The 14007-nt window shown below is 68.4% G+C and carries 14 protein-coding genes; 10 read left to right on the top strand and 4 right to left on the bottom strand.

Annotated features, from left to right (window positions below):
* Nucleotides 1-24: 24 nt before the first annotated feature.
* Both ACLARN_RS32585 and ACLARN_RS32580 read right to left on the bottom strand, forming a co-directional pair.
* Complete coding sequence (locus ACLARN_RS32585; protein WP_409495300.1) at nucleotides 25-789, bottom strand: endonuclease/exonuclease/phosphatase family protein; 765 nt, start codon at nucleotides 787-789, stop codon at nucleotides 25-27.
* Nucleotides 786-1766 carry an ArsR/SmtB family transcription factor gene (locus tag ACLARN_RS32580; RefSeq protein WP_409495299.1) on the bottom strand — a complete coding sequence of 327 codons (981 nt, stop codon included), beginning with the start codon at nucleotides 1764-1766 and terminating at the stop codon, nucleotides 786-788. The genes ACLARN_RS32585 and ACLARN_RS32580 overlap by 4 nt, the downstream gene beginning before the upstream one ends.
* A 287-nt stretch (nucleotides 1767-2053) precedes the next feature.
* Here ACLARN_RS32580 and ACLARN_RS32575 point away from each other — a divergent pair, with 287 nt between their 5' ends.
* Together ACLARN_RS32575 and ACLARN_RS32570 are read left to right on the top strand one after the other, a co-directional pair.
* Nucleotides 2054-2401 carry an SH3 domain-containing protein gene (locus tag ACLARN_RS32575; protein ID WP_409495298.1) on the top strand — a complete coding sequence of 116 codons (348 nt, stop codon included), beginning with the start codon at nucleotides 2054-2056 and terminating at the stop codon, nucleotides 2399-2401.
* 59 nt (nucleotides 2402-2460) lie between these two features.
* Nucleotides 2461-4035, top strand: coding sequence for a helix-turn-helix domain-containing protein (locus ACLARN_RS32570; RefSeq protein WP_409495297.1), 1575 nt, complete (start codon nucleotides 2461-2463; stop codon nucleotides 4033-4035).
* A gap of 273 nt (nucleotides 4036-4308) precedes the next feature.
* Here ACLARN_RS32570 and ACLARN_RS32565 read toward each other — a convergent pair whose 3' ends face one another.
* Nucleotides 4309-5133: an N-acetylmuramoyl-L-alanine amidase gene (locus ACLARN_RS32565; RefSeq protein WP_409495321.1), complete on the bottom strand. Its 825-nt coding sequence runs from the start codon at nucleotides 5131-5133 to the stop codon at nucleotides 4309-4311.
* Nucleotides 5134-5234: 101 nt separating this feature from the next.
* On the opposite strand from ACLARN_RS32565, the gene ACLARN_RS32560 reads away from it, so the two are divergent.
* Together ACLARN_RS32560 and recR are read left to right on the top strand one after the other, a co-directional pair.
* Nucleotides 5235-5591, top strand: a complete 357-nt coding sequence (locus tag ACLARN_RS32560) for a YbaB/EbfC family nucleoid-associated protein (RefSeq protein WP_007035126.1) — start codon at nucleotides 5235-5237, stop codon at nucleotides 5589-5591.
* A gap of 1 nt (nucleotide 5592) precedes the next feature.
* Nucleotides 5593-6189, top strand: coding sequence for a recombination mediator RecR (gene recR / locus ACLARN_RS32555; protein WP_409495296.1), 597 nt, complete (start codon nucleotides 5593-5595; stop codon nucleotides 6187-6189).
* 79 nt (nucleotides 6190-6268) lie between these two features.
* On the opposite strand, the gene ACLARN_RS32550 is transcribed toward recR, so the two are convergent.
* Nucleotides 6269-7381 (bottom strand): UDP-N-acetylglucosamine 2-epimerase, encoded by a 1113-nt coding sequence (locus ACLARN_RS32550; RefSeq protein ID WP_409495295.1) that lies wholly within the window; start codon nucleotides 7379-7381, stop codon nucleotides 6269-6271.
* A 61-nt stretch (nucleotides 7382-7442) separates the two neighbouring features.
* On the opposite strand from ACLARN_RS32550, the gene ACLARN_RS32545 reads away from it, so the two are divergent.
* From ACLARN_RS32545 to ACLARN_RS32520, 6 genes are all read left to right on the top strand, one after another.
* Nucleotides 7443-8474 carry a glycosyltransferase family 2 protein gene (locus ACLARN_RS32545; RefSeq protein ID WP_409495294.1) on the top strand — a complete coding sequence of 344 codons (1032 nt, stop codon included), beginning with the start codon at nucleotides 7443-7445 and terminating at the stop codon, nucleotides 8472-8474.
* On the top strand, nucleotides 8471-9769 hold the full coding sequence (locus ACLARN_RS32540) for a hypothetical protein (protein WP_409495293.1): 1299 nt from the start codon (nucleotides 8471-8473) through the stop codon (nucleotides 9767-9769). The genes ACLARN_RS32545 and ACLARN_RS32540 overlap by 4 nt, the downstream gene beginning before the upstream one ends.
* Before the next feature lie 74 nt (nucleotides 9770-9843).
* The gene (locus ACLARN_RS32535) at nucleotides 9844-11820 is read left to right on the top strand and encodes a DUF6541 family protein (protein ID WP_409495292.1); all 1977 of its coding nucleotides are present in this window, start codon (nucleotides 9844-9846) and stop codon (nucleotides 11818-11820) included.
* 59 nt (nucleotides 11821-11879) lie between these two features.
* Nucleotides 11880-12581 (top strand): glycosyltransferase family 2 protein, encoded by a 702-nt coding sequence (locus ACLARN_RS32530; protein ID WP_409495320.1) that lies wholly within the window; start codon nucleotides 11880-11882, stop codon nucleotides 12579-12581.
* A 12-nt stretch (nucleotides 12582-12593) separates the two neighbouring features.
* Complete coding sequence (locus ACLARN_RS32525; RefSeq protein ID WP_076156096.1) at nucleotides 12594-13031, top strand: DUF2304 domain-containing protein; 438 nt, start codon at nucleotides 12594-12596, stop codon at nucleotides 13029-13031.
* Between the two features lie 11 nt (nucleotides 13032-13042).
* Nucleotides 13043-13585 carry a uridine kinase gene (locus ACLARN_RS32520; protein ID WP_409495291.1) on the top strand — a complete coding sequence of 181 codons (543 nt, stop codon included), beginning with the start codon at nucleotides 13043-13045 and terminating at the stop codon, nucleotides 13583-13585.
* Nucleotides 13586-14007 lie beyond the last annotated feature (422 nt).

Here is a 14007-nt window from a genome sequence, read left to right as displayed (position 1 = left end):
CCCGTAACGACCGCAAGCAGGTGACTAATTGCGGGTCAGGGTGACACGCCAGGCCGGGTGATCGGTGCCGGCGATCGACGTCTTGCCGGAGCTTCCGAAGCCGAAGGCGCCACCGGCGATGATGTGCTGGACGCCGCCGTCGCCCTTCCGGAACGAACCCGACGGCACGCACGCCTGCGCGCTCGGATCGCCCGGGTAGCGCAGGTTTAGGTCGCCGCCGAAGACGGTCCCCGTCCCGTACTTCGCCAGCAGGTTCTTCAGATCCTGGCACTGCTGTTCGACCGCGGGCCGCTTGGTCGAGAGGTGCGTGGTGCACGCGTTGACCGAGCCGAACTCGGCGCACAGGTACGCGCGCTGCTCGGCTCCGCCGTCCTGCGGCCCGTAGTAACCGCCCTCGCGCGCCCGCACCGCGCCGAGGTCCTGCCGGGCCAGCACCGCGATGCCGTACTCACCACGTCCCGACGTGCACGGATACGGCGTGGTCTTGCCGTTCTCCTTCTTGCCGACCGGCTGCCACACGACCGTGTAGACCCGGCCCGACTGCGCCTTGACGTCGGCGGCCAGCTTCGTCGTCTCCGACGAACAGGACTCGTTCAACGTCACGACGGCGGGATTCACCGCGACGATCGTGCTCGCCGCCTTCGCCATCGGGTTGGCCCCGCCCTGGTTGAAGCAGTTCGCGACGCCGCTGCGGCAGAGGTTCATCTGCAGTACCGGGAAATCCGCCGCCGCGGCGGCGGGGGCGGCAGTACCCAGGATCAGGACGACGGCGGCGAGTACCGATTTCATGGACAGGTCCCTTCGTGGAGTTCGGCGGCGAGCAGGGCCGTACCGAGCCGGGTGAGGTGGTGCAGGATGGCGCCGCCCTGCCGGACGCTCGTGACAAGCCCGGCCTCGCGCAGCACGGCGGCCTGTTTGCTGGCCGTGCCGATCGAGGTGCCGAGGCATGAGGCCAGCTTGCTGGTCGTGCGCGGTACGCGCAGTGCGCCGAGGCTTTCCGCGCGTGTCCGGCCGAGCAACGCGACCAGTGCGGGTGTGGTGGCGGCGGGCACGGTGGCGGGGCGCCCGGTGGAGTAGATCAGCACCGGCGGCAGCGCGGGGTCGATGAGCGTGACCGGCTTGCCCGAGCAGAAATGGCTCGGGACCAAGGTCAGCCCCCGGCCGTCGAGCCGGACGGTTCGCGCCGCCGGATATGCGATCTCCAGCACCTCGCCGTCCCAGCCGCGGACGCCGGGGATACCGCTCACCAGCGCACCCGCGCCCTCCCCCGACAGCGTGCGGACCCGCTCCGCACGGTCGGCGGCGACGGTTTCGCGCACGCTGTGGCAGATCGGCGCGATCACCAGGTCGTACGCGTCGCGCAGGGCGCCGACGACCCGATGGACCTGCTCGCGATCACCGTCGGCGAGCCGTTTCACCCACTGCGGTGCGCCCCCGGTGAACACGGTCCGGAGATCGGCCCGCAGTCGTCGGCGAGGCGTGCACGCCACCGCTTCGCATCCGCTTTCGAGTGACCCCGGCTGGACGGCCGGGGTGAGGAAATCCGGGAAATCCCCCTTCGGCGGGACCAGCGTGAACAACGTCTTCAGGGCGCGCGCCGAGTGTTCGTCCTGGCGCGCGTTCAGTTGGACCCGCTGCCGCCAGGACGACGGGCGGGGATCCCGCAGCCGGTGTGAACTCAGGACCAGTTCCCACATCGGATCCGGTGTTTCGGCGATCCGGATCCGTTGGAGATCTTCCCGGTCGAAGACCATACGTAAAGTCATGTCACGTCCCCCTCAAGACGGCATTTCATTTCCCCGGTGGCAACCCAAACGCTCCTGGCGCGGCGGAGCAAGTGGTTCGGCTCGATCCGGGACGGTGGGATGAATTCCCGGTTCTGACCTGCGGAGACGCGGCTGTCTGGGATGCCCGTGCGCGGCCTGGGATCGCCTGCCGGATGCGGAGGTTTTCGCTGGGCGGCAAAGGGCTCGCGACCCCGTGTGCGGCCGGACAGGCTGACCCCGCAAGCCGTTCCGCGGCTTGGAGACCGAAGGGGAGATAAATGCACACCATGAAACGAGTCGCAGTCATCACGGCCTTCACGGGCGCTGTCGCGGGAGGAGTGCTGGCCGGGCCTGCCGTCGCCGGCGAGCTCGGGTCGTCCGATCCGGCGATCGCCGCGCTGGACTGCAAGGTCAAGGGCCGGGTGAACGCGGGCATCTACGTCTCGCCGGACGCCAGCAGCGGCAAGGTCGGCACGATCCCCAAGGACAAAACGGCGGCTGCGGCCTGCACCTCGATCAAGGGGGAGAGCTACACGGCCTGCGGGGCGGGTACCAACAACCGCTGGGTCCAGGTGAATTACAAGGGCACCGAGGGATGGGCCGCTTCCCGGTGCGTCAAGTGGGTCGCACCCTGATCGGTGAGTGAGATCCCGCCCCTTGTGCCCCATGGGATCATCGGGGCCGGGGAGGGAACATGGCAGGGGGAGACCACGACCGGGCCTTGGCGGAACTGCTCGAGGAGCTGAAACGGCGTAGCGGCTACAGCTACGAACGGATCGGCGCCAAGGCCCATCTGGGCCGCTCGACCGTGCACCGCTACTGCAGCGGCGCCAGTGTTCCGGCCGCTTTCGGGCCGGTGGAACGGATCGCGACGGTTTGCGGTGCCGAGCGCGACGAAATGTCGAAGCTCTTCCGATTGTGGGAACGCGCGGACGCGGCACGGGGAAACGGTGCCGCGTCCGCGCTTCCCGCTCCGGAACCGGTTCCGGAGCCCCGGGTGCGGAACCGGACGGGGTGGTGGCCGCTGACGGCCTCGCTCGCGCTGGTCGCCTTGGTCGGGGCAGGCGCGATGCCCGTGGCGGAACCGAAGGCCGAGACGGTGGCGCCGTCGTTCCACGCTCCGATGTGGACACACAGACCGTCTCCTGTGGACAGAGAGTTCTTCGGGGTGACGGCGAACAGTACGACCGGGCTGATGCCGACGTTCGGGGTCGGCGCGGTCCGGCTCTGGGATTCGGGGACACGCTGGCAGAACCTCGAGCCCGAACGTGGCAGGCCTGAATGGTCCACTTTGGACAGATTGGTCGAAGGTGCGAACCGGTCGGGGTTCCCGGTGCTGTTCGTCTTCGGTGGCACGCCCGGCTGGGCGAGTCCCAGCGGGCCACCGTCGGCCTATCCGGACGGTTCCCGAGCCGCGCCGCCCGACGACCTCGCGGACTGGGACCGGTTCGTCGGGAAGGTGGTCGAGCGCTACCGCGGCCGGATCGAGTCCTACGAACTGTGGGACATGGCCAATCACCCGAAGTACTTCACCGGCCCGGTCGAACAGCTGGTGGAGATGGTCCGGCGGGCGAGCCGGATCATCAAGGCGAGTGATCCCGAGGCCCTCGTGGTCTGCCCGTCGATGGGTCAGCTCGCCGAACCCGCGTACCGTCGGACCCTCGAACGGTTCGGCGAACTGCGCGGGTATGAGAGTTGTGACGCCGCGGCGGTCAAGCTGTACCCGCGGCGGTTGGCCGATCCGCCGGAGGCCATGCTCGCCGTCGCGGACGAGGTCGAGCAGATCTTCCACCGCACCGCCGGGCACGCGAACCTGTGGAGCACCGGCACCGATTTCGATGTCCCGTACCAGCCGCCGGTCGACCCCGCCCGCGCCGCGGACTACGCGGCCCGCTTCTTTCTGACCGGTCTTTACGCGCGCTTCAAGCGGATGTACTTCTACAACTGGGGAAGTGGCCGCGTGCCGATCGTGCTCCAGCCGGTCGGCGGACCGCCGACACGTGCCGCCGCCCACGTCGAGCGGCTCGGACGGTGGCTCGACGGCGCGAGGATCCAGTCCTGCGGCGAGGGAATGCAGGCCGGACTGCCGGAGAACCTGTGGCAGTGCCGGTTCGAGCGGGACGGCGAGGAGTTCCGGATCGCCTGGACCTCGACGGGCACCGCGCGGCTGCCCGCCCAAGGCACTGTGGAACTCCTCGACGGGACCCGCCCGGAGAGCGGGGCGGGCTCCGTCGAGATCACCGGGAGCCCGGCGCTGCTGCGGTCCTAGATGAGTGATTCGTTAGTTCGCGACTTGAGTTCGTGCTCAGATTCCGGTGTTGTGTCACGCTGTTCGGTGTACTGCGTGCCCAGCCGCCCAGCACGTGTCGCGAAAGCCACTTTCGCGACATCTGACGTCCCGAAAGTGGCTTTCGCGACGCATCAGGTCCGGCGAGCAGGTGGGGTTCATTCAGCGATGGGTGACCGGATTCCAGCATCAATCTACGGCGCGAATTTCTCACTCACGACACTAGTGTCCTACTCGCGACGTGCGGGGAGCGGCTCAGCTGGCGAGGTAGTCGGCGATGGCCTTCGTGATGACGGCGGCGTACTGCTGACGTCCTTCTTCGCTCGACATCGCCGCGGCTTCGGCGGCGTTGCGCATGTTCCCGCATTCGACGAGCGCGGCGGGCCGGGTCGAGAGGTTGAGTCCGCCGAGGTCGGCGCGCGGCGCGAGCCCGTTCGTACCGAGGTAGGTCGACGTCGGGAAGCCGCCCGCGCGGATCCCGTCCCGCAGCGCTGTCGCGAGTTTCGTCGAGGGCTCGCCCTGCTGGGCGTTCAGGGGCGGGGCCGAATAGGCGACGTGGAAGCCGTGCGCGCCGTCGGAATTCGAGCCGTCGGCGTGGATCGACACGACCGCGTCCGCCTGCGCCTCGTTCCCGATCGCGGCGCGTTCGTCGACGCACGGTCCGACGCCGGTGTCGTTCTGCCGGGTGAGGACGACCCGGATTCCCTTGGCGGTCAAGGCTTGCGCGATCCGCTGCGAGACGTCCCAGGTGAACGCGTGCTCGGGATATCCGGAATTCGTCGCGGTTCCGGTGGTGTTGCACGGTTTCTTCTTCCCGCGCCCCGCCGGGACCTGTTTGTTGATCTCGCCGGGCTTGCCCGCGTTGCCGCCGTTGTGCCCGGGATCGAGCACGACGACCTTGCCGGTCTTCGGCTGCTGCGTGCTCGGGGGCGGCGCGCTCGAAGGCGGCACGCTCGGCGCGGAGCTCGGCCGCGGAAGGGTGGTGAGGACGGTGGTCGTCCCCGGTGGAGCAGGAGTCGACGGCGGCGCGGCCGGGGTTTCCACGCCGCACGCCGTGAACAGCGCCAATCCGATCGCCATCACCAGGCTCAGCCGTCGTCGCACTGCGCCCACGGTGCCATACGCGTGACGGCTAGGCTGGGAGGCGGCACAGGATTTTCCAGGAGAGGACCGATCGGATCATGGTGCAACCCGGTGGCGGCTTCGACCTGTCGCAGATCATGCAGCAGGCCCAGCAGATGCAGCAGAAGCTGGTCGAGGCCCAGGAAGAGCTGGCCAACACGGAGGTGACCGGCACTTCCGGCGGCGGTCTCGTCACCGCGACCGTGTCGGGTGACAGCCAGCTCAAGTCGCTGTCCATCGACCCCAAGGTGGTCGACCCCGACGACGTCGAGACCCTGTCCGACCTGGTCGTCGCGGCCGTGCGGGACGCCTCGGCCAACGCGCAGAAGCTCACCGAACAGAAGCTCGGCCCCCTCGCCGGCGGCCTCGGTGGCGGGATGCCGGACCTCGGCGGCTTCCCCGGGCTCGGCGGCTAGCTTGTACGAGGGTGTCGTCCAGGATCTGATCGACGAGCTCGGGCGGCTGCCCGGCGTCGGTCCCAAAAGCGCGCAGCGGATCGCCTTCCACCTGCTGGCCGCCGATCCCGCGGATATCGCGCGGTTGCAGGAAGTGCTCGGCAAGGTCAAGGAAGGCGTGCAGTTCTGCGAGGTCTGCGGCAACGTCTCGGAGCAGGAGACCTGCCGGATCTGCCGCGACACCCGCCGCGACCTCACGGTCATCTGCGTGGTCGAGGAGCCGAAGGACGTACTCGCCGTCGAGCGGACGCGCGAGTTCAAGGGCCGCTACCACGTGCTCGGCGGCGCGCTGGACCCGTTGTCCGGCATCGGGCCGGAGCAGCTGCGGATGCGTGAGCTGCTGGCGCGGATCGGCGGCGCGGAGATCAGCGAGATCATCATCGCGACCGACCCGAACACCGAAGGCGAGGCGACCGCGACGTACCTCGTGCGGATGCTTCGCGACTTCCCCGGCCTGTCGGTGACCCGGCTCGCTTCGGGGCTGCCGATGGGCGGGGACCTGGAGTTCGCGGACGAGCTGACGCTGGGCCGCGCCCTCTCGGGGCGGCGGGTTCTCTAGCTACCGGATGTTATGAACGGACCGTTTATAACAAATTTTGTTATAAACGGTCCGTTCATAACACGGCCCGCGAAGCGCGTCAGCAGTAGCCGAGGCGCGCCAGCGTGTCGACGATGATCTCCGACGGGTGGAACTTCTCGACCCACGACTCGCCGCGGCGGTTCTGGTAGGTGTCGAGGAAGTTCTGCAGCTTGTCCCCGCGCATCTCGGTCAGCACGACGGTCTCGCCGAGGTGCTGCGGCGTCTCGGTGCGCTCGCGGTGCACGGCGCACGGCAGGCCGAGGTAGTAGCACTCGGCCGACAGGCCGCCGGAGTCGGTGACGACGTACTCGGCCCGCGCGACCAGCGGCAGGAACTTCAGGTACCGCATCTTCGGCTGGATGATGAAGTTCTTCTCGTCGAAGAGGTTCGCCAGGCCCAGCGCGCGGATCTTTTCGCGCTCGGGCGCGCCCGCCATGTAGAGGATCGGCATCTGCTTGCTCTGTTCGCGCAGGATCTCCAGCGCCTCGCGGTACTTGTCCGCGCGCGAGACCAGTTCGAAGCGGTGCAGGGTGGCGAGGCCGAACTTCTCCGGCAGCCCCTCGATGTCGAGCGGTCCGTTGATCGCGAGCCGCATCGCGTCGATCGCGGTGTTGGCCTCCGTGTCGACGACGACGCCGCGGGCGTTGCGGAGGTTGTTCACCTCACGCGCGCTCGGCGCGAAGTGCATGTCGACGATCTTCGCGGCGATCTTCCGGTTCAGCTCCTCCGGCAGCGGCGACATGATGCTGCCTGACCGCGCGCCCGCCTCGACGTGCCCGACCCGCGACTTGAGGATCCGCTTCCCGATGAGCGAGCCGTACGGCGTGGTGAAGGTGTCCCCGTGCACCAGCACCAGCGGCGGACGCCCGTCCTCGACCAGCGCGGCCTTCAGCTCGGCGCGGCGGCTCCACGCGGTGCGCAGCACCTGCGCGGCCCAGCCGGGGACCTGCGCGGGCGACTCCAGGTTGTGCGCCTTCTCCTTCGGCACCAGCCAGACGTCGGGCTCCGGGAGGTTCAGGTCGGCGAGAACGTCCGAGACCTCGTCGACGTGCTGGGCGGTGAACCAGATCTTCGGCCGGACCCCGCGTTCGAGGATGCCGTGGTAGACCGGCGCGATTTTGATCAGTTCCGCCGTGGTGCCGAGAATGAAGGAAATCACCGGGATGGCCATTCTGTCGGGGTCTGCGGTGCCCGAAGGATACTGGTGGGCCGCGCAAGGTAGCCTCGCCGGGGTGAGTGCGAATTCGCTCCTCCCTGCCCTGTCCGTCGTGATCCCGGTCTACAACGAGCAGGACTGGATCGACCGCAGTGTTGGCGCGCTGATCGCGTCGGCACAGGCGGCGAACTGGCCGGTCGAGGTCGTCGTCGTGGACGACGGCAGTACCGACGGCACCGGCGACAAGCTGGCCAGGTTGCAGGAGCTTTACGGCATCACCGTCCTCACCCAGCCGAACAGTGGCCGGTTCGAGGCTCGCCGGGCGGGGATCGCGAAGGCGTCCGGGACGCAGATCCTGCTGCTCGACAGCCGGGTGATCGTGGATTCCGGCTCGCTCACCTTCCTCCGGGACCAGCTCGTCGACCACCCTGAGCGCACGGTGTGGAACGGTCACATCAACGTCGCGTCCGAACACAATCCGTACGCGGGATTCATGGCGGGACTGGTCAAGATCCCGTGGCGCCGTTATTGCGCGAACCCGCGGTTGATGTCGTTCGGTATCGAAGAGTTCGACGTCTTCCCGAAAGGCACCGGATTCTTTTCCGCGCCGAAGGACGTTCTCGAGGATTCGTCCAACGCGTTCGAGTCGCTCTTCGAAGACGTCCGTTTCGCCAGTGACGACACCGGTGTTCTGCGTTGGATCGCCGAACGGCACCGTATCTTCCTCGCCCCGGAGTTCTCCGCGACCTATCACGGCCGCGATTCGTTCAAGAAGTTCGTCGGGCAGTCGTATTTCCGCGGTACCACGTTCGTCGATTCGTATCTCGCGTCGCCCGGCCCCGCGCGCAACGGCCTGTTCGCCGCGATGGCCGTCGGAGTGCTCGGACTCGGAGTCGCCGCGAAGCGCCCGAAGACCGCCGTCGCGCTGGCCGCCGCGGGTTCGACGGCCGCCGGGTTCGCGGTGACGAAGTTCGGCGCGACCAAGGCCGAGGCCAAGGCCGTCGCCCAGCTCACCCCGGTGTTCGCCGCCGGATTCGGGGCCGGAGCGCTCCGGGGCCTCTTCATGGCGCTGCGTGCCCGGCTCGGTCGAAAACAGCAGGGTAAATGAGCACCGCGGTGACTAGCGAGAAACTGGCCAAGAACACCGGCAAATCCGCCGGGCGGATCGGCGTCTACCTGCTGATCGCGATCGCCCTCGGCTACGCGCTCACCATCGTCTGGGGCCGGACACTGTCCACAGCGGACAACGCCGTCCTGCTCTCGTTCTGGGGCGTGTTGATGGGACTGGGCGCCGCCCTGTCCCCGCTGGAACAGGAGATCTCGCGCCAGTCCGCGCACGCCGCGCTCGAAGGCCGCAAGGCCGGACGCCCCGCGGTGATCGCCTTCGTCACCAGCCTGGTCGCGGTCGCCGTCGTGGCACTGGTCACGCTCATCCCGGCGGTGACCGACAAGGTCTACGGCGGCCAGTTCGCGCTCGCCGTGATCGTGCTGGCCGGCGGGCTTTCGTTCGCCTTCCAGTTCGCGGCGCGCGGTCTGCTCATCGGACAGGACCACGTCCGGTCCTACTCCTGGCTGATCCTGGTCGAAGCGGCCGTGCGGATCCTCGTGGTCGGCGCGCTGGTGGTCGCCGGGCTCACCCAGCTGTACTGGTTCGCCATCGCCGCCGCGACCGGCTCGTTCGCCTGGCTGCTCTTCGCCCGCGGCGCGGCCCGTCTGGTCGACCCGAAACTCGACGCCGACGAGCCCGCGAAACCGATCGTCAAGAACATGCTGATGCTGCTCGCGGGCGCCGGGCTCACCGCGAGCGTCATCACCGGCTACCCGGCGCTGGTCAGCCTGCTCGCGCCCGGCGGCGACAAGGCCAAGCTCGGCGTGCTGTTCGTCGCCCTGTTCGTGGCCAGGACGCCGCTGACGCTGATGGCGCCGGTCCAGGCCCTCGCGGTCCCGACCGTGGTGCGCCTGTCCAGCACCGACGAGGGCAAGCACCGGCTGCGCAGGCTGCTCGCGCTGGGTTCGGCGGGCGCGCTGGCGCTGGCGGCCCTCGGCGCGCTGATCGGCTATCTGATCGGCCCGTGGGTGGTTCGTTTCGTCTACGACGACAAGAACGACCCCGAGGCCTGGTGGATGGCCGGGCTGGTCTGGTCGTCGGTGCTGCTGGCCGCGATGCAGCTCCTCGCCGCCGTCCTTGTCGCGCAGGCCAAGGCCACGAAGGTGCTGATCACCTGGGCCGTCGTCGTCGTCGCGACCGCGCTGGTGCTGCTGTTCTTCCCCGGCGACACCGTCGTGCGCGCCGTCGTCGGCCTCGCCGCCGGCCCGACGGCCGGGCTCCTGGTCGTCATGGCGTTCGTGGTGAGAGGCACCCCCGAGACGGGCAACGCGCGGCCGTCCGAAACGTCTCGATAGTGTGGCCGCGCCATCACGGGCCGGAACTGGCCGGTGGCGTTCTTAACGCCGAATAGGGTTGGACAGCGAATTCGATGAACGTTCTTTTGGTGTTGCTGGCGTTCTGGCTGCCGGGGCTCGTCTTCGGTGCCGCGATCAGGCTGCGCGGCTGGACCCTCGCCGCCGCGGCCCCGCTGCTGACCTTCGGCCTCGTCGCCATCGGCATCCCGATCCTCGGCGGTTCCGGCATCCGCTGGACCTTGCTGAACGTCAGCCTGTGGATCCTGCTGCTGTCCGTCGTCGGTTTCGGCCTTTCCTTCCTCGTGCTCCGCTTCACCGCGAAGCGTCACCCCGGCTGGGACGAAGACGACGAGGACGCGCCGAAACGCTCCCTGCGCGATCACCTGCTGATCGGCGCGGGTGTCGTGGTCGGCCTCGGCGTCGGCACGGTGACCTTCCTGCGCGGTTCGCGCACCTTGGAGAACGTCCAGCAGGGCTGGGACGCGCCGTTCCATGGCAACCTGGTGCGCTGGATCGCCGAGCACGGCGACGCGCGCGCGTCGACGGTCGGCACCATCGCCAACCTGCCGAACCAGACCGACTACTTCTACCCAGACACCTATCACGCGCTGCTCGCCCTGATCTTCGGCAAGGGCGGCCTGACGATGATGCCGACGCTGAACCTGGCGGCGCTCATGGTCGTGCTGACCGTCCCGGTCGGCGTCGCCGCGATGTGCCGCGCCTGGCGCATGCCGGTCCTCGCGACCGCCGCCGCGGCGGCCGTGTCCACCTGGTTCACCGCCTTCCCGTACGACTCGCTGTGGCGCGGCCCGCTGTGGCCGTACGTCGCCGGTGTGGCGCTCGTGCCCGCGATGCTCGCGCTGGCCCGCCTGCTGCTCAAACCGCGCGGCATCGCCGGACCGGTCGCGATCGGCGTCGGTGTCGCCGGGCTGGCCGGCCTGCACACCAGCCTGATCTTCGTGATCATGGTCTACTTCCTGCTGATCCTGCTCGCGGTCCTGTTCCGCTTCGAGAAGATCAGCTGGCGCCGCAGCGCGGCCTCACTGGTGGCCACGATCGTGATGGCGGTCGTGCTCGGCGTTCCGCAGGTCCTGCCCGCGCTCTACAACGCGGGCGGCGTGACCAGCGCGTTCTGGGCGTCGGAGACCAGCGTGTCCGGCGCGCTCGGGCAGACCATCACGTTCTCGCCGATGGCGTCGTTCCCACAGTGGTGGATCGGCATCCCGGCGATCATCGGCGTGTTCTTCCTGGTCAAGCACCGTCGGATGCTCTGGATGGTCGGCGCGTACGTCGTCCTCGGTGGCCTGTTCGCGGCGACGATCTCGCTGGAGACGCCGCTCATCCACACCCTGACCGGCGTGTTCTACAACGACCACTGGCGCATCGGCGCGCTCGTCCCGCTGGCGGGCGCCGTCGCGTTCGGCGAGTTCGTGCACACCGCGTCGGGCAAGTTCGCCGAGAAGCTCGGCGAGCGCAAACCGAACCTGAACCCGTACACCGCGGCCATCGCCGGCGCGCTGGTGGTCGGGCTGGTGGTCGCGGTGCTGAGCCGGGGCGGCTACATCGGCCGCAACTCCGCGCGGCTGGCGATGAACTACGGCGCGGACGGCCCTTCGGTCAGCAAGGGCGAGGAAGAGGCCTACGCCTGGCTCGGGAAGCACGTCATGCCCGGTGAGCGCGTGATGAACGACAAGGCCGACGGCTCGGTGTGGATGTACGCCCTTTCGGGTGTCCAGCCGGTCGAGTGGACCAACTACGGCGCCGAGTTCACCACCAAGGCGGGCTGGCTCAGCGTGTTCCTCAACGACATCAACCGCGAGCCGCGCGTGCGCGAGGCGCTCACCGACCTCAAGGTGCGCTACGCGATCGTCGGCAAGGGCAAGGTGGCCCCCAACGCGCAGTCCGCGGTGGGCCTCCAGCGCCTCGACATCACTCCGGGTTTCAAGCGCGTCTATCACAACCCCGACGCGTCGGTTTACGAAATCGAAGGTCAGCAAGGTGTGGTCGCCGCCGGCGCCACCACCGGGTCCGACACCGCTCACGGCCAGTAAGAAGATAGAGTGATCCAGTGTCCAGTACGTCCGTGACCACCCGTCGCGTACTCATCGTGATGCCTGCCCTGAACGAGCAGGCTACCGTCGCCGCGGTCATTTCCCAGGTCAAGCAGTCCTTGCCGGGCATGGACGTGCTGGTGGTCGATGACGGCTCGTCCGACGACACGGCCAAGCTCGCCCGTGGCGCGGGCGCGGAGGTGGCCCGCCTGTCGGTCAACCTCGGCGTCGGTGGGGCGATGCGTACCGGCTTCCGGTACGCGGCCGCCCGCGGCTACGACGTCGTCGTCCAGGTCGACGCCGACGGCCAGCACGATCCCGACGAGGTCGCCGCCCTGCTCGACGCGCTCGACGACGCGGACATCGCGATCGGTTCGCGGTTCGCGGGCAAGGGTTCGTACAAGGCGAGCGGCCCGCGGAAATACGCGATGGTCGTCCTCTCACTCGTTTTCTCCCGGCTCGGGAAGACCAAACTCACCGACGTGACCTCCGGGTTCAAAGCGATGGGCCCGAAGGCGATCAAGCTTTTCGCGGGCTACTACCCGGCCGAATATCTCGGCGACACGGTCGAATCGCTGGTGATGGCGATCCGCGCCGAACTGAAGATCAAGGAAATCCCGGTGATCATGCGGGAACGGATCGGTGGGACACCGAGCCATTCGCCAGTGAAATCGGCCGTCTACCTCGGCCGCGCCGGACTTGCCCTGCTGCTGGCGCTGGTGCGCCGCCGCCCCGCCGTCGACTCGTCGGATTCGGCGTAAAAGGAGCTGATCATGGACGGCTGGCGCATTCTCAGCATCGTCGTCGCCTGTTTGGTGCTGTTCGCCGTTCTCGAGATGATGCGACGGCGGAAACTGCGCGAGAAGTACGCGGGCGTTTGGCTCGTCCTCTCGCTCGGCGTCGTGGTTCTCGCGCTCGTTCCGCAGGCCGCTGATTTCCTGGCTCGCGTGACCGGCGTCCAGACCCCGTCGAACTTCGTATTCCTCTTGGCCGGCGTGGTGCTGGCACTGGTCGCGTTGCATCTGTCGACCGAGGTCGGGCATCTCGAAGAAGAGGTCCGGACCTCCGTCGAAGAGATCGCGCTGCTCCGCTGCGAACTCGCCGACGCCCAGCGTGACCTGGAAGAACGCGTCGCCGCGCTCGAAGCGAGGACGGCCGCTCCCGACAACGTCAAAGGCCTCCCCGAAGTGAGCCCCGCACGCGCACGCTGATCGACGAGGTCTTGGCGGCCCCGCCCCGGCTCGGCGCGGTTCGCCTGCTCGCCATCGACGGGCCTTCCGGATCGGGGAAGTCCACCCTCGCCGGGAAGGTCGTCGCGGAACTCGACAGTCGTGGCGTCCGGGTCGCCCTGGTCAGCACCGACGAATTCGCCACCTGGGACGAGCCCGTTTCGTGGTGGCCGAGGCTGGAAACCGGTGTCCTGGCACCGCTGCGCGCGGGCAGGCCGGGTGGCTACCGGCGCGTGGACTGGACCAGCGGCGTCCCGCGGCCGGGTGAAGAAGTCGAGATCGACGTCCCCGACGTCCTCGTGCTGGAAGGCGTTTCCAGTGGCAGGGCGCGGATCCGGCCGTCGTTGTCCCTGCTGACCTGGCTGGACGGCGGGAGCGAGACCGAACGCCTCGACCGCGCCGCGGGCCGGGACGGCGAGGAATCGCGGGCGGACCTGCGGCGCTGGCAGCTGTTCGAGCGCGGGTGGTTCACCGTCGACGGGACCAGGGCGGCGGCGGACCGTGTGGTGACCCAGGCCGTACCGCCGCTCACTTGAAGTACATGAAGGGGGCCTTCATGTACTGGGCCAGGTGTGAAGGACCCGCTAACATCCGGCAGGAACCTGCTTCCGCCGGTGTTTGTCCACTTTTGTCAGTGACCCATTGAGCGTAGTGGGGGACACCCATTTGCGTTAGTGGTCCGGCACTCTACGCGTTAGTGGCGCCGAATTGATTACGCTCCGTCCGGAATTGCCGACACTTTGCGGTCGTATTGGCCTTCGCGTAGCGCGATCGTAACCTCGCGTGCTTAAGTGCGAGCCGAGTTCCCGCTAGTGTCGGCGAGCACACCGATCGTCCGCGGAGTTCGAGTTACCGACCGACGCCGGCGGTGCCTAAAACACCGAAATTCTCCTCAAGGGGTGCCAGATGCAGCAACTGCGGGTGACCCGAGCACGCCGTGTGGCCCTGATCGGGCTTG

It is taken from the genome of Amycolatopsis sp. cmx-11-12 (assembly GCF_046269425.1).
GTDB lineage: Bacteria > Actinomycetota > Actinomycetes > Mycobacteriales > Pseudonocardiaceae > Amycolatopsis.
The sequence above is the reverse complement of the archived record's forward strand: the minus strand, read 5'-3'. Positions and strand labels throughout refer to the sequence as shown.

Bases quoted from the DNA above. Each gene is read 5' to 3' on its own strand.
- ACLARN_RS32550 (WP_409495295.1), bottom strand. From the start codon at position 7,381: ATGGCCATCCCGGTGATTTCCTTCATTCTCGGCACCACGGCGGAACTG.
- ACLARN_RS32565 (WP_409495321.1), bottom strand. From the start codon at position 5,133: ATGGCGATCGGATTGGCGCTGTTCACGGCGTGCGGCGTGGAAACCCCG.
- ACLARN_RS32585 (WP_409495300.1), bottom strand. From the start codon at position 789: ATGAAATCGGTACTCGCCGCCGTCGTCCTGATCCTGGGTACTGCCGCC.
- ACLARN_RS32540 (WP_409495293.1), top strand. From the start codon at position 8,471: ATGAGCACCGCGGTGACTAGCGAGAAACTGGCCAAGAACACCGGCAAA.
- ACLARN_RS32570 (WP_409495297.1), top strand. From the start codon at position 2,461: ATGGCAGGGGGAGACCACGACCGGGCCTTGGCGGAACTGCTCGAGGAG.
- ACLARN_RS32580 (WP_409495299.1), bottom strand. From the start codon at position 1,766: ATGACTTTACGTATGGTCTTCGACCGGGAAGATCTCCAACGGATCCGG.
- ACLARN_RS32530 (WP_409495320.1), top strand. From the start codon at position 11,880: ATGCCTGCCCTGAACGAGCAGGCTACCGTCGCCGCGGTCATTTCCCAG.
- ACLARN_RS32535 (WP_409495292.1), top strand. From the start codon at position 9,844: ATGAACGTTCTTTTGGTGTTGCTGGCGTTCTGGCTGCCGGGGCTCGTC.
- ACLARN_RS32525 (WP_076156096.1), top strand. From the start codon at position 12,594: ATGGACGGCTGGCGCATTCTCAGCATCGTCGTCGCCTGTTTGGTGCTG.
- ACLARN_RS32560 (WP_007035126.1), top strand. From the start codon at position 5,235: ATGGTGCAACCCGGTGGCGGCTTCGACCTGTCGCAGATCATGCAGCAG.
- ACLARN_RS32575 (WP_409495298.1), top strand. From the start codon at position 2,054: ATGAAACGAGTCGCAGTCATCACGGCCTTCACGGGCGCTGTCGCGGGA.